Below are 19,939 nucleotides of genomic sequence, written 5' to 3'. Positions count from 1 at the left end.
AGCATTTGTAGTGTTTTCTTTTGAACATATCAAAGCATGATCGTTGGTATTATCATTAATTATTGGTAAGATAGGCTTATATGGTTAGGAAGGGGTTAAAAAAATGAATGTATATCAAAATATGACAGAGTTGATTGGAAATACACCAATGGTAAAATTAAATCGGATTGTACCAGAAGATGCAGCAGATATATATGTAAAATTAGAGATGTTTAATCCTTCTAAAAGCGTCAAAGATCGTGCCGCTTATAATATGATTGTAGAAGCAGAAAGATTAGGTTTATTAAAAGAAGATTCTACGATTATTGAGCCTACCAGTGGTAATACTGGCATCGGTTTAGCGATGACAGCTGCAGCGAAAGGTTATAAGGCGATTTTGGTAATGCCTGATAACATGACCCAGGAACGAATCAATATTTTAAAGGCATTTGGTGCAAAGGTAGTATTAACACCTAGTAGCGAGAAAATGCCAGGAGCGATAAAAAAGGCAAAAGAACTGGTAGATGAAATTCCCAATAGTTTTATACCGCAACAGTTTGAAAATAAAGCAAATCCAGATATTCATCGCAAAACAACCGCATTAGAAATTCTAGAACAAATGGATGAACAATTAGATGGATTTGTAGCAACTGCTGGAACAGGAGGTACGATTACCGGTACAGGTGAAACCTTAAAAGAAAGACTTCCACATTTACATATAGCAGTTGTCGAGCCTCAAGGTTCTCCCGTATTATCAGGTGGTAAACCAGGTAAACACAAGCTCGTAGGCACAAGTCCAGGTTTTGTGCCAGATATTTTAAATACGTCTATTTATGATGAAATTATTCAAATAGGTGATGAAGATGCGATTAATACATTTAAACGCTTAGCTTCAGAGGAAGGTATCTTTGTCGGACCTTCAGCAGGTGCAGCAGTATTTGCAGCGATACAAGTTGCCCAAAAACTTGGTAAAGGCAAAAAAGTTGTCTGTGTCGCACCAGATACAGGAGAACGTTATTTAAGCATGCACTTGTTTTAGAAACGTGATTATTGCACGTATATATGGACAGGTTATTTTGAAAATAGTTCACTTAATTGGATATTTAATGTCAAATCGTATAGTTAATGCTATACGATTTTTACTGGCTAATTACCCCGGACTGTTGAGAAACTTATTCTTTTAATTGAATTTTCTTAGCCTTAGCTTGCTCAGGAGAAGATGTCATTATATCTCCATCAATCCATCCTTTTACCTCATCACCTTTTGACCATTCCTCTGTATTGTCATATGCTAAATAAATTAAGGAAATACTCTTTTCTTCTTCCTGTATCTCTGAAATTGATTTGTTTTTTACATCTTCATACTTGTCCAGAGAAAGATTTTCTGAAAGTAATATCTCATTTTCTGTTACTTCTAAAATAATACCTTCCATGTGAGAATTGCCACACCCTACGATTGAAATACTGAACAATATAACAGCAAAAGCAATGAATACTTTTCTTTTCATTAGCCACACTCCTTCTCTTTACATGATAAGACGATTTTAATATTATATAGGTTTCATTATTTGATTGTTTGTCAGTCCTATCTCTCGTTATAATGACGGAGAAATACATTTTCCCTATAGAATTACCAATTTTAGTATGGTAAAGTAGAGTCAACTATTAATAAAAGGAGTCTTTAGATGGAGAAATTCATAAGAAGAACTCTCATTATTGTTGCCTTATTACTTCTAGTTCCAGATATTTTAGCAGGCATAAAGGGAGTACTTCCAGTTTCTATACCCGATAATTTAGAAGCTAAAATTAATGCAAGTGAAGCGATTCATTATGAAATAGATAAAGAAGCTCAAGTTGGCGCTGATCATATTTATTTTAAACATTTGATTATATCGGACGAGGCAACCATATTAATTTATAAGATAAAAAAAGGTGAACAAGGTTGGAGTTTTTCTGAAAGCGCCATGTACTTAACAACTGCAGAAGGAAAATCATATGAATTTAATGGAGGCTCAAGCTCACATTGGGGTTACATAAGTTCTTCGGTGTCTGGATTTGAAAAAATACCTATCGATACAGAATCAATTACAATCGAATATGAATGGTATGATCGTTCTTTTCAAGTAGATGTACCTATAGATAATGGAGGTACAATTGAATGAAGAAAGAGAAACACAAGTCCATTATAGAGTGGACTTTTGCAGTCTTATTAATTGTTTTTGTTGTTTCTAAATCTTCATTTTTTCAATATTACCACTTATCACCGTCAGCTGCATATGAGCAGTCGGAACGATCGTATCATTATGGACCTTCGGAAATCATAGAAGAAGTTGAACTTGGTGATGTCCGAATATATTTAGGAAAGTATAAAGAATGGTTCTCTGCTAATATGATTGAGAGAAGATTTGGTTTTCTTTGGACTCCTGGTAGTGGAGTTGGAGGTATCCCCATAGATACTTCTGAGGAGCTTAATTACTCATGGCAAGCTACACAAACAAACGATCAGTATGTTTGGAATTTCTTTGGTATCGTTCATAATCAGGACATTACCCAGATAGAAATTGATGTTGTCGACGATTATCAATATGAAAAAATGTATGCTCAAGAACAAATTGAAACCTATACATATCAAGTCAATTCAGAACGAATGTTTCTAATAAATTGGTCTGGAGAAAATAGACATGCAGTAAATTTAAGAGGGATAAATGACAATAATGAAGTTCTTTATGAAAAAGATCTGAATTAGTGCTCAGATGACTAAAATCTGAGCACTTTTTTTATCATAACAGACTAAAAAGGTCCGAAATAAGGTCCTGGTCCATAAGGGCCTGGACCCGGTCCTATACCTGGTCCTGGAGGGAAAGGTGGACCGTATGGTGGATAATTGTAATAGGGTGGGTAAGGCGGATATGGATAGGGGCCAGGTGGTCCATCGATTAATTCTCCGCCTAGAAATCCTAATCCAAACCCTAATAAACCTGCACCTAGGGGGCCAATTGGGCCAAAAAACCTTTCTTGCGGGTGTGGTTGATGCCTGAATTGTTGAGGTCTCATTGGTTGCTGACGATACATGATGAATTCTCCTTCCTGTAATAAACTTTCATCACTTGGTAGTAGCCTATGCAGCAACATTAATTTGGATAGGGTATTCACCTATATAACGAGAAGTTTCTAATGACTTTGACTAGATACAATTACAGATCCCTTATGATATACTAGTACAAAATGGTAGATAAAGGTGGTTTGTTCCGTTGAATATTTTAGATAAAATAGAAGTTAATTGGGAAGAGGATGCATTACATCAAAATTGTCCCAGTATTACACCTTATGTTTTAGAGAATCGGCCAGATGCCCCTTTAGTTTTAGTGATTCCTGGAGGTGGTTATCAGCATCGTGCTTATCATGAGGGAGAACCTGTTGCCGAGTGGCTCAATCAAAATGGTTACCATGCTTGTGTATTGAGGTATCAAGTAGCACCGATACAAAACCAAATAACTATTAAACAAGGACAACTTGCTATTCAGTTAATTCGCTCCAATTTAAGAGAATGGGGATTGTCTTGTGATAGTAAGGTAGGGGTACTTGGTTTTTCAGCTGGAGGTCATTTAGCAGCCACTATTAGTAATCATTTCAAGGAAACCTCTGTACCTGATGATCTACCTAATGAATATTCATCTAGACCAGATTTTCAAATTTTATGTTACCCGGTAATCACAATGGAAGACCATACACATCAAGGCAGCAAACAAAATTTATTAGGTTTAAATCCTGATCAAAAATTAATGGATCAATTCTCTTGTGAAAAAATTGTCCATAAAGATACACCACCAGCATTTATTTGGACGACTGCAAATGATCAAGCAGTACCAGCATTTAATAGCTTGAAATATGCAGAAGCATTGCAAGCGCATGACATTCCTTATGAATTACATATTTATCAAGATGGCCGACATGGCTTAGGTCTTGCAGATGAACATCCAAACACAAGAGAATGGAAGAATGCTTGTCTTGATTGGCTTAAGGGATATATCCACCAAGGAGCGAAAAAATAATGACAAAAGTAAAAATGCTAGTTCAATCAACGTATAACAAAGAAGTATTACGAGCAGGTAAAATTTACGAGGTGAACGAGGAAACAGCAAAACGCTGGCAAGTAAGCACAATTGCTGAGATTGTTTCACAGGATAATGAAGAAAACTAACTATTCATTAAAAACTTTCGTAATTTGATACGGAAGTTTTCTTTTTGCTCTTCCGTAAATTTTTTTGGACCTTTTGTTCGGTATCCAGCTTTTCTGGCTTTTGCATTTATATGTCGTTCCTGCAACATTTGGTCCATTTTTTCTTTTGTATAACGAAAGCCTTTATGATGCATGCAGAAGCACCCTTTTTCCAAGCATAAAGAAGCTAATCCATAATCCTGAGTGATTAGAAGGTCATTTTTCTGAATCATTTGGACAATGCGATAATCAGCTGAGTCTGCGCCATCATCTACATACTTAACCGTAACATGAGCTGGATGCTCTTTCATGGAAAAATGGTTATAGCTTTTTACTAATGTTACCTCAATCTCCTTGGCGTTAGCTTCCGCGATAATAATATCTACAACCGGACAAGCATCCGCGTCTACAAAAATGTGCATCTGGAAATCTCCTTCTTTAAAAGTAGAGTTACGGTTAGTATAGCAAAAACAGTCAATTTATAGTATGATTTTGTTAATCTATAAAGAAAGTAAGGGAAACTACATTATGAAAACATATATAGAAAAACATCAGGATCAAATGCTGCAATTGCTTGAAAAATTAGTGAATATCGATAGTGGATCATATGATAAAGCAGGAGTCGATCAAGTAGGTAAACTGATGAAAAAGTTATATCAAGAACTTGATTTTGAGATTAAGGAAATAGAACAAGAAGAATTTGGCAATCATTTAATAATAAAAAAGAAAAAACAGGACAACACAAAACCAACCATTTTAATTATGACCCATATGGATACCGTATTTGAAAAAGGTACAGTAAAAGAGAGACCGTTTCGAACGGATGAAAATCGTGCATATGGGCCTGGTGTAATTGATATGAAAGCAAGCCTTGTGTCTGTTTATTTTGCGATAAGAGCATTGTTAGATAGTGAAAAAGATTCAGTTTATCAAGTAGAAATTTTATTAACAAGTGATGAAGAGATAGGTTCGTTAACATCAAGAGAATTAATTGAGAAACGTGCAACGGATAAAAAATATGCATTAGTAATGGAACCAGCTCGTAAAAATGGAGCGATTGTCTCAGCGCGTAGGGGTAAAGGGCTTTACACGTTAGAAGTGATTGGTAAAGCTGCTCATTCAGGGATAGAACCTGAGAAGGGGAGAAGTGCAATCGAAGAATTAGCACATAAAATTATTCAATTCTATGAGATTACCGATGAGGAAGAAGGTATTCATGTTAATGTAGGCTTGATAGAAGGTGGAACGTCGGTAAATACGGTTTCTGATCATGCCACCGCTCAGATCGATGTGCGTTTTCGAACACAAGAACAAGTAGTCGAAATTAAAGAGCAAATAAAATCAATCATTGAAAGTACGGAAGTCGATGGAACGAAAGTAAAGATCGAAGGCGATATTAATCGTCCGCCAATGGAAAAAACAGAGCAAACCGAACAACTGTTGCGTATTATTAAAAAAGTAGGGGATGAACTCGATATTTTTATTAAAGATACCGAAACAGGCGGTGGGTCGGATGCTTCTTTTACATCTGCACTTGGTATACCAACGGTTGACGGCTTAGGACCTATTGGAGGACGGGCACATCGTGAAAGTGAATATTTAGAATTAAACTCGTTTGTACCTAGAACCGTACTGCTTGCTTATGTGATAGATCAGTTAGCAAAAGTGAATAATGAATAGGTCCACTATTGAAATGTCAAAAAGCCGCAGATTATCTTAATCTGCGGCTTTTAGTCTATCCTGCATAATAGTTCTCTTGGGTAAAATGTAGTTCATGACGTAATAAGCTCATTTCCTGTTCATTTAATGGTACTAATGGTAATCGAACACTTCCTACGTCGATTCCATTCATCGCTAATGCTGCTTTGACAGGTGAAGGGCTTGGAGCCATAAAGATAGATTTCATACTAGGCAATAAATAGTGATGTAGTTCTTGAGCTCGAAGCATATCACCTTTTTGACAAGCAGAAACCATGTCATTCATTTCATTGCCAACAATGTGAGATGATACCGAGACAATTCCGTTTGCACCGATTGCCACTGCCGGTAGTGTTAAATTATCATCTCCTGAATATAGTGAAAAATTATCGTCTGTCTCACGAATGATCGTTGCCATTGCATCTAAGTTTCCACTAGCTTCTTTTACAGATACGATATTTTCAATTTTAGATAAATCAATAATGGTAGCTGGTTCAATGTTAACGCTCGTTCTACCTGGGATATTATAGATCATCACTGGTAATGTTGTAGCTTCGGCAATTACTTTGAAATGTTGGTACAACCCTTCTTGTGATGGTTTATTATAATATGGTGCAACAAGCATAATCGCATCAACACCAATCATTTCCGCTTTTTTGGTAAGTTCGATCGATTCTCTCGTATTATTAGAACCAGTACCAGCAATCACGGGAACTCTGTGATTTACAGTTTTAACCACGAATTTTAATAAAGAAATTTTTTCTTCTTTTGATAAAGTTGGTGACTCACCAGTAGTTCCAGCCACAACTAATGCATCTGTTCCATTTTGTAATAAATGATGAATTAATCTTTCTGTTTTTCCGTAATCAATCTCTCCATTCGAATCAAACGGAGTTACCATTGCTGTTAATACACGACCAAAATTCATGTCATATCCACCTCTATTCAAAGATTTAAAACAATTCGAACTTTCATTTGAATAGAGGGTATCTCATCACCATTGCAAACAAAAAGATGCAACAATGAGGGTCTCATTGCTGCATCTTGGATTCACATGGTATCGATGCGTGAGATAGCCCTCCATATAGTGTAGCACTATATGACAGCCCGACATTTATTCAATGTAGGACCAGTGATAGAGAAGAATGTAATTCTAAATCACTTCGGCAAATTCCCCTTTCAATAATCATCACAGGCTACATCGTCCTCCGATTATTTACTAATGGTTTTTGCACCTCTATTCTCACTTCAATTAATATTGAAGTAAAATATTATGAAATTGTTTTACGTGTGATTATTTTAACAAATATAAAATGTAAATGCAAGTTGATCAGAAGATTTGTGAAAAATCAACTAGACCTTCAGTTTTGTATATAGTAAAATAAGACTATGCACTGATATTGTAAACGCTCTCGGTACAAAAAGAGGTGAATCAATTGCCAACTCAACAAATATATGGAGTACTATCACCAATATTAGAAGGAAACTATTTTGGAAATATACTACAAAGTATTCGAAATGAAGCAAAAAATAATAATATCAAAGTGGTTATTATGGGTACTAAAGCTGAATATTACCAGCATATATATGGTCAGGATTTTATAGATGGCTGGATTATAATCATGGACGCAGTTGATCAAAACTATGTAGACCAATTGATTAAATTGGGGAATCCTGTAATAGGGATTAATACAAAATTGAGGTGCACTGATTACGTGCATGTCAATAACAAAGATAGTATCAAGCAATTATTTGAGCACTTGTTATCACATCAGTATAAAAAAATAGCTTATATTGGAGATCGACATTTTTATGATGCAACAGAACGATACGATGCAATTAGTGAATATTTAAAACATTATGGGCTAAAGAAAGGAAGATGGTATTATGATGTATACCATCAGACACCAGAACAAGTTGTTAAAAGTATAACAGAACAAGGAATAGAACATGATGCACTTATTTGTGTGAATGATTTTATTGCATACAAGGTCATTCACGCTTTAAAGGATAAAGGTATAAGTGTACCAAATGATATAGCCGTTGTAGGATTTGATAATAGCTATGCATCAAAGTATTCCCTTCCACCTTTGACAACTGTACAACTTCCTGTACAGAAGATTGGTAAAGCCGCTTTACAAAAATTAATCCATTATAATTCACACCAGGAGTTTTTATCATTTTCAGATTCACAAATAAAAGGTGAACTAATTGTTAGACAAAGTTGTAATTGTATGATGCCTATCACATACGAGGAAGGTGCAGATCCCTCTAGAACATTTAATTATTTAACGAATATGGTCTCCCGAAATTATAATCTGGGACAAATTATGCAATCTTATAAATACCACGACATTATGAAAATGGAATGGTTACGCTTCACTCCATATAACAAAGGCCTTATTGGTTTGAAAACGAATGCTAAGGAAGAATTAAATGTTATTCGTTTTGATATTAATGATTCAAGACAACCAAGCGTAGTGATGGATAATATGACCTTTACTGAATTTCCTTCTAAGTATTTTATACTTGATCAGTTATTTATGGAAAATGAAAATACTGTCACTGTGATTCCTATTATTCAAGATGAAAAAGAAATTGGAGCTTTTTTATTTGTTGGTTTAGACGATGATAATACGGTGATAACGCCTTTGAATACGACCTATCAGTTAGTTACATTCTTTTCTGCAGCATTGAAGCGTGCAAATATGGTGGAAGATTTACAGAATTATTCTAATAAATTGGAATTAATATCTGATATTATGTACGATGGAATCTGGGAAATGGATATAAATAGCGGGATTGTAACTAGTAATGGTGGAATTCATCGTATATTAGGCTTTCAAAAATCAAATAGTGCTTTTTCCTATTTTCGTTTATTGAAACTAATTCACCCTAGGGATCGAAGAGAATTTCAAAGTAAATATGAAGATCATATTAATAATGGAAAACGATTTGAGGTAGAGTGTCGCTTTAAACATAGAGAAGGACATTATATTTGGATGTACATAACAGGTAAAGCAGAGAGAAATGTATTTGGCTCTATTGTAAAAGTATTAGGTTCCATTATGGATATTTCTGAACGGAAGTACCAAGAGGAAAGAATTAAACGTTTAATTTATTTGGATTCCTTAACACAAACGTATAACCGCTTTTATTTAGAAGAGAATTTACCAATGTTTATTCAGAATTCTACTGATCAAAATAAGAAACTAGCACTAATTATGTTTGATTTAGATCGTTTTAAGCTTGTTAATGATACATACGGTCATCAAGCAGGTGACCAGTTATTGAAACTTGTATCGCAGCGTGTGAGGGACATATCTAGTAAAAATGAAATGATATGTCGATTAGGTGGTGATGAGTTTATTATCATTATGCCTTATGTTACTTCTCTAAAGGATATAAAAGCTTATAGTGAAAGATTAAGACAAGTAATTAATGCGCCTTTTTATCAGGAGAATATTCAATTTGATGTATCAGCTAGTATCGGTATTACTATTGCTCCAGATTTAACAGTAGAAGCAGAAAAATTAATTTTACAGGCAGATATTGCTATGTATAAAGCAAAAACTACTGGTAGAAATCGTATCCAGCTATATAATGCTCAAATTAATGAAGAGAACTTTGATAAGGTTGATTTTGAAAATCAATTAAGAAATGCACTTGGTAAAGAAGAACTAACCATTCTATTTCAACCAATATATTATTCACAAACATTGGAACAAGCAGGTAAAGAAATTCTTTTACGTTGGCATTCCGAAAAATATGGTGAAGTTATGCCAGGAGTATTTATCCCTATCGCTGAAGAAACAGGACTTATTAGTGAGATAGGTGTCTGGGTCATGAAAGAAGCGTGTCGTTATACAAATCAGATTGAGGATAATCAAAAAATATTTATTAATATATCTTCCCAACAATTAAATCATCCAGATTTCATAGCACAGACTAAAAACATACTAACATATCATAACTGTATACCAGAGAAATTGTGTCTGGAAATCACAGAAACGGCTATGTTGAAAAATACTGAGCATTCCCTGAAGGTGTTGGAGGAATTAGGCCAAATGGGCATTCAGATTGCAATTGACGATTTTGGAACAGGTTATTCCTCTTTTTCTTTATTGCGAGACTTGCCAATTCAGACGCTGAAGATTGATAGAGCATTCATCCAACATATTACATCCAACGAGAAAGATTTAGCAATCATTAAAGCAATTATTGAACTATCACACATACTTCAAATTGATGTAGTCGCTGAAGGTGTAGAAACAGAAGAGCAATTAAGATTACTGGCTGATTTACAAGTAGATTTTGTACAAGGTTTTTATCTAGCCAGACCTGCACCTTATCATTCTTGACAAACTGGAAAATTTTGATATGATGAATGGGAATAAAATAATAAAGCGAGAAACCACTAGGGGTGTCTTTTAAAGACTGAGATTAAAGTATTACTTTAAGACCCTTAGAACCTGATCTGGTTTATACCAGCGTAGGGAAGTGGCAAGAAGTAATACTTATGTCTATGAGTATAGCCACTATCTTTACGTCTGCGTATGGATAGTGGTTTTTTGCGTTTTAGGAGGAATTTTTCATGAAGTTTTCGAAAGTAATTAGACAAGAAGCAGATCCAATTTGGCAAGCTAGCTTAGCTCATCCATTTGTTCAAGGTATTGGAGATGGAAGTTTGCCGATTGAAAATTTTAAGTATTATGTACTGCAAGATTCGTATTATCTGTCACATTTTGCTCGTATTCAGTCTTTAGGTGCTGCAAAAGCTGAAACACTAGAAGTAACAAAAAGCATGGCAGCCCATGCACAAGGAACATATGAGGCGGAGCTAGCTTTACATCGAACATTTACCGATATGCTCGGAATTACGGAAGAAGAGAAACGTGACTTTAAACCTTCTCCAACCGCATATGCTTATACGTCCCATATGTATCGTGCTGCATATCAAGGACACTTAGGAGACGTAATAGCAGCGATATTACCTTGTTATTGGGTTTATTATGAAGTTGGCGAAAAATTAAAGCATTGCCAACCTAAACATCCAGTATATCAAAAATGGATAGAAGCATATGGAGAAGAGTGGTTTAAATTACTTGTAGAAGAACAAATTAATCGATTAGATGAGATTGCAGAACAAGTGAACGACAAGGATAAAGATAGAATGAAAGAACATTTCCTTATTAGTAGCCACTATGAATTAATGTTCTGGGAAATGGCTTATCAACAAGAAGATTGGCATGCTCTCGTAACAAAGGAGCGAGGATAATGAGAAAAGGACTTACAAGAACAGATATTTTAGTAACGATCATGATTGCTTTAATATTTAGTGTGATTTATAAAGTGTGGGGTCCTTTATATAATCTACTCTCCGTATTTGGCCTGCATATCGATCAGTTAATTTACGGTATGTGGTTTATCGCAGCAACAGTTGCCTTTTTAATTATTCGAAAACCTGGTGTTGCATTACTTGCAGAACTTGCAGCTGCTCAAGGGGAATTTTTGTTTGGTGGTCAATGGGGGGTCTCCTTATTACTTTACGGTTTCGTACAAGGTATTGGTTGTGAAGTCGTTTTTGCTATCTTTAAATATAGAAGCTACCATTTGTTAACGGTATGCTTTGCGGCAATTGGTGCTACCATTGGTTCGTTAGTGTTAGACATTTTTTATGGTTATATTGATCAACTTGCACTATGGAATTTAACCTTATTAATTGTGGCTCGTTTGATTGGTGCGATTATGATTACAGGTGTATTTGCATTCTATCTTGTGAAGGCTTTAGAAAAAACGGGTGTAACAAAATTAATTCGTCCGTTGTCTTCCAAGGACTATCAATCATTAGAAGAAGAAACAGGGTGAGCACATGTTAGAAATGGAGAAACTTCGAGTCAAATTTCCTGGTAGTGATAATTTCTTATTTAAAGATTTGTCTTTTTCCATACCAGATGCTCAAAAAGTGTTGATCGTGGGCCCATCTGGATCAGGAAAATCAACATTACTACAAATACTGGCAGGTTTAATACCGAGTGTGATAGAAGTTCCTCTAAAAGCTGAAAAATTACAGGTAGCTTCTAAATATGGGATTGTTTTTCAAGATCCTGAATCGCAATTTTGTATGCCATATGTAGATGAAGAAATAGCGTTTGTTCTTGAAAATAGACATGTTCCTCCTAGTGAGATGAAGGAAATGATTGAGCGTTTACTTACACGTGTGGATTTACAGCTTGAACATATCCATACGCCGATCAATCAATTATCAGGAGGAATGAAACAACGACTGGCTATTGCCTGTGCACTAGCATTGCAACCAGATGTATTATTTCTGGATGAACCTACTGCTTTATTAGATGTTGAAGGAACCAAACAGGTATGGGATTCAATCAAATCGATTCAAGGTGAACAAACCATCGTAATTATTGAACATAAGATCGAGTTTGTCAGCGATATAGTTGATCGTGTGATAATGTTGAATGATCAAGGTGAGTTGGTCGCAGATGGTTCACCATCTTATGTGTTTAACCATCATGAGCAAATGTTTGATCAATTTGGTATTTGGCATCCATCTTCATGGAGCAATTATCTTGATTCCCGAACTTCACAACACAAAGGAAATGACAGAGCAGTTCATCCATTAATTAAATTAGATCAAGCTAGTGGTTATTATCATAAAAACAGAAAGATCTGTGTAGATAAAGCTGTCATAAACAAAGGGGATTGGATTGCGATAACCGGACCTAATGGTTCTGGAAAAAGCACCTTAGTTCAAATGATCATGCAATTAATCAAAACAAAAGGATCGATACATTACTTTTTCGCTGAACAAAACCTTCCTATTTATCAAAAAATAGCATTTGTTTTTCAAAATCCAGAATTGCAATTTGTAACAGATAGCGTCTATCAGGAGTTGGCTTTTTCTCTAACCTCGAAAGATACTGATAAAAAAGCGAAAATAAAAGAATATTTAAAGAGATATCGTTTGGAACAAGTAAATGATCATCATCCATATCAGTTATCGATTGGACAAAAACGCAGACTTAGTGTGGCAACAGCGACGATTATGGTTGAGGATATTATTATTTTAGATGAACCAACCTTTGGACAAGATGCTATCAATACCTTTATGATGTTAGATTGTTTAGAAGAACTGAAACAAAAAGGTATTACCATAGTGATGGTTACACATGATCAACAAATTGTCGATCATTTTGCTACTAAGGAATGGAAAATAGAACAAGGTGAATTAGTAGAAGAAAAGCATCATGATCTGTTTCTATCTAAAAAGGTAGGTGTAAGCAGTCATGCACTTTGAATTAAACTATCAGCAAACCTGGCTACATCTACTTCACCCGGTTTTGAAGTTTATGATATTGCTTGTACTGTTTATTGCGATATTGTTTATCCATAATCCAAATGTTTTGTTATATATGTTAATAGGTTTTGGATTCATATACATTGCAGCGACAGGTCATTCCTTGAAATTGATTAGCATATTGTCGATACCTTTTTTGATTATATTTGTTTCCTCTGCTACATCCATGATGTTTTTTGGAGATGGCCATACGACATGGTATCAATTCGGATTGATTCATATCACAGAAGAGAGTTTTTACAGGGGTCTTCATTTAGGTTTTAGAGGTATTCTCTTTGGTTTATTGGGCTTACTTTTTGCATTAACAACCAGACCCGTATTATTATTCTATTCCTCGATGCAAAGTCTCAGATTAAAACCAAAATATGCGTATGCATTTATGGCCGCAATCAACCTTTTACCGATTATGGTGAGTGAATTTCAAAACTTACGTAATGCTTTAAAGGTGAGAGGTGTTACTTACAATAGAGGAGTAAAAGGTTTCTATCAACGAATCCAACGTTTTTCCATTCCTTTACTGGCCCAGAGTATACGTAGAGCTCATCGTACTGCGATCGCAATGGAAGCAAAGCAATTTTCTAATGAAAGAACGTATTATTACCAAGTGTCCTATTCGCGTAAAGATCTTTATTTTATTGTTTTGATCACAGCTATTACTGCTTTTTCTTTCTGGTTAAGCACTCTCTATCCGATATTTCCAATCGATAATGTCAGATTGAATTAAAAGCTGCCACTCAAGTGGTGGCTTTTTTGCTATAATAGAAAATACGTGAAAGCGGACATGCAAATTTAATTTTTAAAAATAGGGGATTTTAGAATGGGTTTTATGGATTATCAGGAAGTCATCGATAAATGTCAGCAATTAAATGAGAAATATCAAATAGAAGAAGAAAAGTTCTATTCGGTAATTGAAAATTTAGCAAACACAAATTTGTCGACAGATCAAAAGTTAATGGCTAGTTATCAGCAACTGTTACAAGTGGTTAGCAATGAAATCACGGAAATGGAAGAAATGGTAGATTTACAGCCAACCTGTCAAATGGGATGTGCTTTTTGCTGTTATTTTCCGATTGTTATTAATGAAATGGAAGCTAAAATAATGAAAGCGGCTATGGAACAGTTTCCCAAAGAGCGTAAACAAGCATTACAGCAACATTTTAATGACTACTATCAAACGTATAAAAGTGAGTTACAACAAATCGATGCCATTGATGAAGTGGATGATGATTTTAAATATAGCTATAAAAAGAAAATGTTACCTTGTGTTATGTTAGATACGAAGGAAAATAAGTGTTTGGCTTATGAAATTAGACCGATACCTTGTAGAACATATGTAAACTATATTACTCCTAAAGTTTGCGAAGATAATCTGATGCCTAAAGAAACAATTAGTTATGAATTCTTCTATCAAGAATATATGGGAGCACTCAATGAATTTTTGCAATATTTATATGAAGAAGAGGATACTGGTATGGTGACCTATCCAGATGATTTGTATCGTGAGGATCTACTAATAAATTGGATGAAGGATGTGCAACTCCATTCTTAAACATAAAATCACTCTCTTTTAGTGTATAGTGCTAGAAATACAACACATATTAATCATAAAAGGAGAGTGATTTCATGCGTTTCAAAAAATTATGGATTATAGGCATCACACTAATGTTGTCTATGGGAGTCCTTAATACCGTTCATGCCGAAAAAAGTGATGAGGTAACACTAACTGACGTACAGATAGAAGAAATGAAAAACTTGCAACAACAAGCACTCGAAAACGAAATATCGATTATCTCTAAATATGTAGAGTATGGTGTTTTCTCTAAAGAAAAAGGAGAAAAAATAATTGAACACTTAGAAGGAAAATATCAAACATTAGAAGAGAACAAGTTTATTCCAAAGTGGAATCGTAAGCATCACAAAAAGAATGACGAATTAAGTGAATAATTAAAATAATGCTTACTTTTTTTAGTAAGCATTATTTTGTGAGATATGTTTCTGTATAGAATGGTTGGTCGTCTTCATTAAATGCAACACCGACTGACATTAAGCGAAATTCGTTTTTTAAGATGTTTTCACGATGCCCTTTCGAATTCATCAATCCTTGGTGGGCAAAAATACTACTTGATTGTCCGGCTGCTAAATTCTCTCCAGCCATACGAAACGAGACATTATCCTCTTCTAGTCGATCAAACGGGGACTGACCTTCCAAATTAGTATGAGCGAAATAATTTTGTTCCGCCATATCCTGACTATGATTTTTAGCTGTGTTTTGCGATTCTTCATGCCATTCTAACAATGGCTGTTCAAACTTAGATCGCGCAGCATTTGTTAAATCAAATAATTGATATTCCAAACCTTCCGCTAAGTGACTATTTGCTTTAGCAAAATAATCTTCTTTCTGATTTTCTAATTGTTTTGTTATGATTTGAACTGCAGCTACCGTACCGTTTTGATGAATATCATAGAAGATGGTTACATAATTATCGTCGATTAAATAAGTATCTTGTTCACTGTCATCATTAATTCGGTATTTCACAAAACCTTTTTGAATAGAATCGAGCGGTTCGTCTAATTGAGTAGTCACTTCATTCTTCGTACTTCCTAAACCAATATCGATCGATGAACTTATCAAATCCTGGTTGGTATATAAACCGGCCACTTGATTATCAGAATTATAAGCAACCATTATGAAATTTTGATAATGTTCATGGTATGTATGCCATTCAACACCGTATTCATTCATTGTAGTGCGCTTGGCCTCTCCAAGTAAATCTTCCACTTCAGCTTTTGCATCCATTATTTCTACATTATGAATAGAAAATGTTTGTTTTTCAGGTTGATTTAATTTTGGTGATTCAACCTTTGGTGGGGTGGATAACTCAGTTTGATTGTCAGTAATCATATTATATAAACGTTCGATTTGATATTGGATATTGCTAAGGGCACTTGTAACAATAGGGCTTTCTTTGATAGTTTCAAAATCGCTTTTCATCTCTTGCCAGACATTATCAATCCCTGCTTGTTGATAATCATCACCATAACGAAACCAAATAAATCCAACAATTATTAATAGTAAAAGAATATTTCTTATTCTAGGCAATTCCTCACTCCTGACGTCATCTTCCTATTACTACAGTATAACATGATTCAGCTATTTTATAATCTAAAAGCTAGAAATGCATTTAGTTTAGCTATTCGCCCCATTTTAAAAAGATCGTAAATAAACAACAAGGTGTATTTTGAACATTTGTATGAAGTTTAATCGATATTCCACTAGGTGTGTATGTGGATGAGATGGAGGAGTCGACTTTAATAGAATCCAAGAGACGATCAACTTCTGGTTGATTACCATTTTGCGCAGCCGACATAACTTGATAAGCGAAATCCTTGTTGGAAAATGCATTCAACATGATGAGACAATCATTAGCGATTTTTTGTGATTGTTGTATAGATTGTTCAAACAATGCTGTATCAATCTCTGGATATAATCGGTAGTAATTCATAGGAATATAAGGATAATATCGATGATAGTACATTTGATCACTCCTTTACTATTGATAGTGTATGGTGACATATTCAATCTGTGAAAGTCTTATAATTAGAAATAAATAAAATTTTTAAAGCAAATGTGTAGTAGTTCTTCATTTTTAATCGTCTATAGAAGTGGGAGTAAAATGAAAGGGGGGAGAGTGCTATTCATGATGAGCTGTTAATCAAAAAGATACAAGCAGGAAATAAGCAAGCATTGAGAATCTTGATTGAAAGATATAAACATCATGTATTTAAAGTAACATTAAGTGTTGTACATAATGAAAAAGATGCAGAAGATCTGGCGCAAGAAACATTTATAAAGATGATCGATGCACTCTCTACCTATCAATCACAAGGGTTCAAGACATGGATTAGTCGAATTGCCCTTCACAAAGCAATCGACTTTAAAAGAAAGAGACAACGCCAGCAAGAAGATCTCGACGCCTTTGATCAGGACTATCAATGGAGTGCTGGAAATCATGTTGAAAAGGAAGTTTTGGAAAAGGAAAAAAACTTGCGTGTTCGAAATTCACTCGAACAAATACCGGAAAAATTACGATTAGTCGTTCATTACTACTATTTAAAAGACTATAGTTATAAGCAAATTGCTGAAAAGTTAATGTTAGAGGAATCTACTGTTAAAATGCGCTTATATCGAGCTAGAAACTGGATGAAACAACATTGGAAGGAGGAGGATTTTTAATGAATCATGTTAAGAAAAGTTGCTTGAAGAAGTATGTTAGCAGGGAATTAGATGTAGACCAACAAGAAATCATAGAAAATCATTTATATGAATGTGAAAGATGTATGGATGCTTACTTTGAATTATTGGAAAATCAATCGATATCAACTATTTTATCAGAAGACTTTACAAACCAAGTAGTAACAAAAGCTAATAAGCAACTTCCAAAAAGCAATCCTCGCCAATTCAGTCCAAAAAAGGCAATAGCTCATTACTTTTTAGCTGCGGGATTAACAGTTGTACTAATGTTAACGGGGATTTTTCAAGGGGTTTTAGATGTATCAACGGACCATCCATTAGAAAACAAATTATCGATAACAGAACAAGCATTGCAACAAGCAAATCAATTATTAGATCATATTAAGGGGGAAGTTAATCAATGAAATCACCTATATTAGCCTTTATCTTAGCTTTTTTCCCTGGTCTTGGCCATATATATCTTGGTTTTAAGATTCGTGGGGTGCTTTACCCAATTTTCTTTATTGGTATAGTCGGTTTAGCATTAGTAACAGGTGTCTATGTGTATAGCGACTATGTATTTTTATTCTTTTTTGCAATAGCAGCTTTAATTTGGTTAATTAACATGTTTGACATTGTCCTTACATTAATTACACGTTCCCATAAGCAATCTGATCTTAAACAAGAAGATACAAGTGATGAAAATCTAAAGCAAAATGAACGCTTCTCAACGATTTTATTATCGCTAATTCCAGGTGTCGGCCACTTTTATCTCGGCTTAACACATAGAGGATTAACAATATTAACTGTTTTCTTCGGGATCATTACGATGGTTTTTTTCGTCAGTTTTATAACGAGTGCCGTATTTTTAATCTTCTTATTAGCACTACCAATTATTTGGGTCTATAGTATGTTTGATGCAATACAACTATTAAATAAAAAACAAAAAGGAAATAAGTTAGAAGATAAAACAATCATGGATGATTTTGATAACTTTAGAGAAGAAGGTACGAAAAGTAAAATGTTAGCAACCGCTTTATCAATATTCCCGGGAGCCGGACATATGTACTTAGGCTTGCAAAAGCGTGGACTGCAATTAATGGTGGCATTTTTACTATCGATCTATATTTTAGATGTATTAAACCTATCGATTTTCTTGTTTTTAATACCAATTATATGGTTTTTTAGTTTTTTTGATGCTCTCCAACTGGCTAACAAAATAGAGTATGAAATTGTCGACGATGTACCTGTTATAAAGTACTTAGTAAATCAACAAAAATGGATCGGAATCGGGCTTTTGGTACTAGGTTTCTTTTATTTATTTGATGCGGTCTTATTACCAACTATGGCAAATACGGTTAGAGAGTTGTTTAACTTTGATATTTGGCATTATTATCACCAATATTTTCAAGTAACTATCGTTTCCTTATTGTTAATTGGTGGTGGTTTCAAATTGATTATCGGTTCGAAAAAAAATAAAAAGGAGGATTTTGAATGAGACAATGGCGTGTAGGTTCTATATCGATGGGAATTACGTTAATTGGCTTAGGCATTATTCTTATAATGACCACTTTCAATAAAAGTTGGGATGCCGTTACGCTGTTCCAATCATGGCTTCCGTGTTTACTCATTATATTAGGTGCTGAAATAGTAATCTATTTAGTTTTTTCTAAAAAAGAACAGCCGCTTGTGAAATATGATATTTTATCCATATTTATGATCTTTTTTATTGGAATTGTTTCCACAGGGGCTTATCTGTTATCTTCTACTGGATTATTAACTCAGATTCAGTATGTAGTGAACGCTGAGGAGGTAGAAGTCTCTATACCAACAATAGTGGAGCCAATTGATCACACGATCGAAAAAATTGTTATCGATAGCAAGCACGGAGACCTTGCAGTAGAAGCAAATAATGGAGATCAAGTTAGTATTTTTGGCAGCTTCCGCTCTAATATTGAAGATGAAATATCTATGGATGAAGCAGTCACAATCAATCAAGTTGAAGATGTTTTATATATTCGCTCCTTACAACCTCGGACTCAACATGGAATTGGCAATATGTATACGGATTATGATTTAACCATCTCAATACCAGGTGATATCGAAGTAGAGGTCCGTTCTTTTATTAGTGAGGTGAATGTTGACTTGAATAAACTTAAGGCAAACTGGTATGTGAATGCTGCAGAATCTGCAACATTCAGTGAATTAACGGAAGCAAATGTAAGTGTGTCGGCCTCAACAGATCAATCGAACGAGCTAGAAGTGAGTAATTGGAAGCAGGAATCATTAGACAATCCTTCCAGAAACGATTTGAATAATGAAGGAAATTTTAGTGTGACAAAGACTTATGGCGATGGGGAGCATTCACTAATTTTCGGACATGTCTATAATATAAAAGAAATTTCTATCCAATAGACTATTAGATTATAATTAA

General features: G+C 34.6%; 23 protein-coding genes and 2 riboswitches. Of the genes, 17 read left to right on the top strand and 6 right to left on the bottom strand.

The window, feature by feature from the left end:
- Window positions 1-103 precede the first annotated feature (103 nt).
- Window positions 104-1,018 (top strand): cysteine synthase A, encoded by a 915-nt coding sequence (gene cysK, locus BN3107_RS10970; RefSeq protein ID WP_058307664.1) that lies wholly within the window; start codon window positions 104-106, stop codon window positions 1,016-1,018.
- Between the two features lie 133 nt (window positions 1,019-1,151).
- Here the strand turns inward: cysK and BN3107_RS10965 are convergent, their stop codons facing one another.
- Window positions 1,152-1,487 carry a DUF3221 domain-containing protein gene (locus tag BN3107_RS10965; RefSeq protein WP_058307663.1) on the bottom strand — a complete coding sequence of 112 codons (336 nt, stop codon included), beginning with the start codon at window positions 1,485-1,487 and terminating at the stop codon, window positions 1,152-1,154.
- A gap of 177 nt (window positions 1,488-1,664) precedes the next feature.
- Between BN3107_RS10965 and BN3107_RS10960 the strand changes: the two genes are divergently transcribed.
- Both BN3107_RS10960 and BN3107_RS10955 read left to right on the top strand, forming a co-directional pair.
- Window positions 1,665-2,141, top strand: a complete 477-nt coding sequence (locus BN3107_RS10960) for a hypothetical protein (RefSeq protein ID WP_058307662.1) — start codon at window positions 1,665-1,667, stop codon at window positions 2,139-2,141.
- Window positions 2,138-2,725 (top strand): hypothetical protein, encoded by a 588-nt coding sequence (locus BN3107_RS10955; RefSeq protein ID WP_058307661.1) that lies wholly within the window; start codon window positions 2,138-2,140, stop codon window positions 2,723-2,725. Before BN3107_RS10960 ends, BN3107_RS10955 begins: the two co-directional genes overlap by 4 nt.
- A gap of 44 nt (window positions 2,726-2,769) precedes the next feature.
- On the opposite strand, the gene BN3107_RS10950 is transcribed toward BN3107_RS10955, so the two are convergent.
- Window positions 2,770-3,051 carry a hypothetical protein gene (locus tag BN3107_RS10950; RefSeq protein ID WP_058307660.1) on the bottom strand — a complete coding sequence of 94 codons (282 nt, stop codon included), beginning with the start codon at window positions 3,049-3,051 and terminating at the stop codon, window positions 2,770-2,772.
- A 179-nt stretch (window positions 3,052-3,230) separates the two neighbouring features.
- On the opposite strand from BN3107_RS10950, the gene BN3107_RS10945 reads away from it, so the two are divergent.
- Together BN3107_RS10945 and BN3107_RS20015 are read left to right on the top strand one after the other, a co-directional pair.
- Window positions 3,231-4,031 carry an alpha/beta hydrolase gene (locus BN3107_RS10945; RefSeq protein ID WP_058307659.1) on the top strand — a complete coding sequence of 267 codons (801 nt, stop codon included), beginning with the start codon at window positions 3,231-3,233 and terminating at the stop codon, window positions 4,029-4,031.
- The gene (locus tag BN3107_RS20015) at window positions 4,031-4,180 is read left to right on the top strand and encodes a hypothetical protein (RefSeq protein WP_187371022.1); all 150 of its coding nucleotides are present in this window, start codon (window positions 4,031-4,033) and stop codon (window positions 4,178-4,180) included. Before BN3107_RS10945 ends, BN3107_RS20015 begins: the two co-directional genes overlap by 1 nt.
- Here BN3107_RS20015 and BN3107_RS10940 read toward each other — a convergent pair.
- Window positions 4,177-4,620, bottom strand: a complete 444-nt coding sequence (locus BN3107_RS10940; protein WP_058307658.1) for a YaiI/YqxD family protein — start codon at window positions 4,618-4,620, stop codon at window positions 4,177-4,179. The two genes, BN3107_RS20015 and BN3107_RS10940, sit on opposite strands and share 4 nt — an antisense overlap.
- Window positions 4,621-4,726: 106 nt before the next feature.
- On the opposite strand from BN3107_RS10940, the gene BN3107_RS10935 reads away from it, so the two are divergent.
- A complete protein-coding gene (locus BN3107_RS10935) occupies window positions 4,727-5,878 on the top strand; it encodes a M20 family metallopeptidase (RefSeq protein WP_058307657.1) in 1,152 nt (383 codons plus the stop codon).
- A gap of 55 nt (window positions 5,879-5,933) precedes the next feature.
- Here BN3107_RS10935 and dapA read toward each other — a convergent pair whose 3' ends face one another.
- Entirely contained in the window at window positions 5,934-6,824 is an 891-nt protein-coding gene (gene dapA / locus BN3107_RS10930; RefSeq protein ID WP_058307656.1) for a 4-hydroxy-tetrahydrodipicolinate synthase, read from the bottom strand.
- Between the two features lie 137 nt (window positions 6,825-6,961).
- Window positions 6,962-7,144: riboswitch (Lysine riboswitch) on the bottom strand.
- 188 nt (window positions 7,145-7,332) lie between these two features.
- Between dapA and BN3107_RS10925 the strand changes: the two genes are divergently transcribed.
- The 7 genes from BN3107_RS10925 to BN3107_RS10895 all read left to right on the top strand — a co-directional run bounded on the left by BN3107_RS10925 (window position 7,333) and on the right by BN3107_RS10895 (window position 15,218).
- Window positions 7,333-10,257: an EAL domain-containing protein gene (locus BN3107_RS10925; protein ID WP_058307655.1), complete on the top strand. Its 2,925-nt coding sequence runs from the start codon at window positions 7,333-7,335 to the stop codon at window positions 10,255-10,257.
- Between the two features lie 48 nt (window positions 10,258-10,305).
- Window positions 10,306-10,412, top strand: a riboswitch (TPP riboswitch).
- A gap of 78 nt (window positions 10,413-10,490) precedes the next feature.
- Window positions 10,491-11,174, top strand: a complete 684-nt coding sequence (tenA, locus tag BN3107_RS10920; protein ID WP_058307654.1) for a thiaminase II — start codon at window positions 10,491-10,493, stop codon at window positions 11,172-11,174.
- A complete protein-coding gene (locus tag BN3107_RS10915) occupies window positions 11,174-11,764 on the top strand; it encodes an ECF transporter S component (RefSeq protein WP_058307653.1) in 591 nt (196 codons plus the stop codon). Before tenA ends, BN3107_RS10915 begins: the two co-directional genes overlap by 1 nt.
- A gap of 4 nt (window positions 11,765-11,768) precedes the next feature.
- A complete protein-coding gene (locus BN3107_RS10910) occupies window positions 11,769-13,214 on the top strand; it encodes an ABC transporter ATP-binding protein (RefSeq protein WP_058307652.1) in 1,446 nt (481 codons plus the stop codon).
- Window positions 13,204-13,998, top strand: a complete 795-nt coding sequence (locus BN3107_RS10905) for an energy-coupling factor transporter transmembrane component T family protein (protein WP_058307651.1) — start codon at window positions 13,204-13,206, stop codon at window positions 13,996-13,998. Before BN3107_RS10910 ends, BN3107_RS10905 begins: the two co-directional genes overlap by 11 nt.
- Before the next feature lie 93 nt (window positions 13,999-14,091).
- On the top strand, window positions 14,092-14,823 hold the full coding sequence (locus BN3107_RS10900; RefSeq protein WP_058307650.1) for a YkgJ family cysteine cluster protein: 732 nt from the start codon (window positions 14,092-14,094) through the stop codon (window positions 14,821-14,823).
- A 74-nt stretch (window positions 14,824-14,897) separates the two neighbouring features.
- Complete coding sequence (locus tag BN3107_RS10895; RefSeq protein WP_058307649.1) at window positions 14,898-15,218, top strand: DUF2680 domain-containing protein; 321 nt, start codon at window positions 14,898-14,900, stop codon at window positions 15,216-15,218.
- Between the two features lie 31 nt (window positions 15,219-15,249).
- On the opposite strand, the gene BN3107_RS10890 is transcribed toward BN3107_RS10895, so the two are convergent.
- Window positions 15,250-16,374, bottom strand: coding sequence for a CAP domain-containing protein (locus BN3107_RS10890; protein ID WP_058307648.1), 1,125 nt, complete (start codon window positions 16,372-16,374; stop codon window positions 15,250-15,252).
- 91 nt (window positions 16,375-16,465) lie between these two features.
- Entirely contained in the window at window positions 16,466-16,810 is a 345-nt protein-coding gene (locus tag BN3107_RS10885) for a hypothetical protein (RefSeq protein WP_058307647.1), read from the bottom strand.
- 158 nt (window positions 16,811-16,968) lie between these two features.
- Here BN3107_RS10885 and BN3107_RS10880 point away from each other — a divergent pair, with 158 nt between their 5' ends.
- From BN3107_RS10880 to BN3107_RS10865, 4 genes are read left to right on the top strand one after another with little or no spacing between them, the layout of a single operon-like run.
- Window positions 16,969-17,508, top strand: a complete 540-nt coding sequence (locus BN3107_RS10880) for an RNA polymerase sigma factor (RefSeq protein WP_077065095.1) — start codon at window positions 16,969-16,971, stop codon at window positions 17,506-17,508.
- On the top strand, window positions 17,508-17,930 hold the full coding sequence (locus BN3107_RS10875; RefSeq protein ID WP_058307645.1) for a hypothetical protein: 423 nt from the start codon (window positions 17,508-17,510) through the stop codon (window positions 17,928-17,930). Before BN3107_RS10880 ends, BN3107_RS10875 begins: the two co-directional genes overlap by 1 nt.
- Window positions 17,927-19,003, top strand: a complete 1,077-nt coding sequence (locus BN3107_RS10870) for a hypothetical protein (protein WP_058307644.1) — start codon at window positions 17,927-17,929, stop codon at window positions 19,001-19,003. Before BN3107_RS10875 ends, BN3107_RS10870 begins: the two co-directional genes overlap by 4 nt.
- A complete protein-coding gene (locus BN3107_RS10865; protein WP_058307643.1) occupies window positions 19,000-19,920 on the top strand; it encodes a hypothetical protein in 921 nt (306 codons plus the stop codon). The genes BN3107_RS10870 and BN3107_RS10865 overlap by 4 nt, the downstream gene beginning before the upstream one ends.
- Window positions 19,921-19,939: the final 19 nt, after the last annotated feature.

Source organism: Gracilibacillus massiliensis (assembly GCF_001458115.1).
GTDB lineage: Bacteria > Bacillota > Bacilli > Bacillales > Amphibacillaceae > Gracilibacillus > Gracilibacillus massiliensis.
Note: the sequence above shows the minus strand (reverse complement) of the source record. Positions and strands in the feature narration are given on the sequence as shown.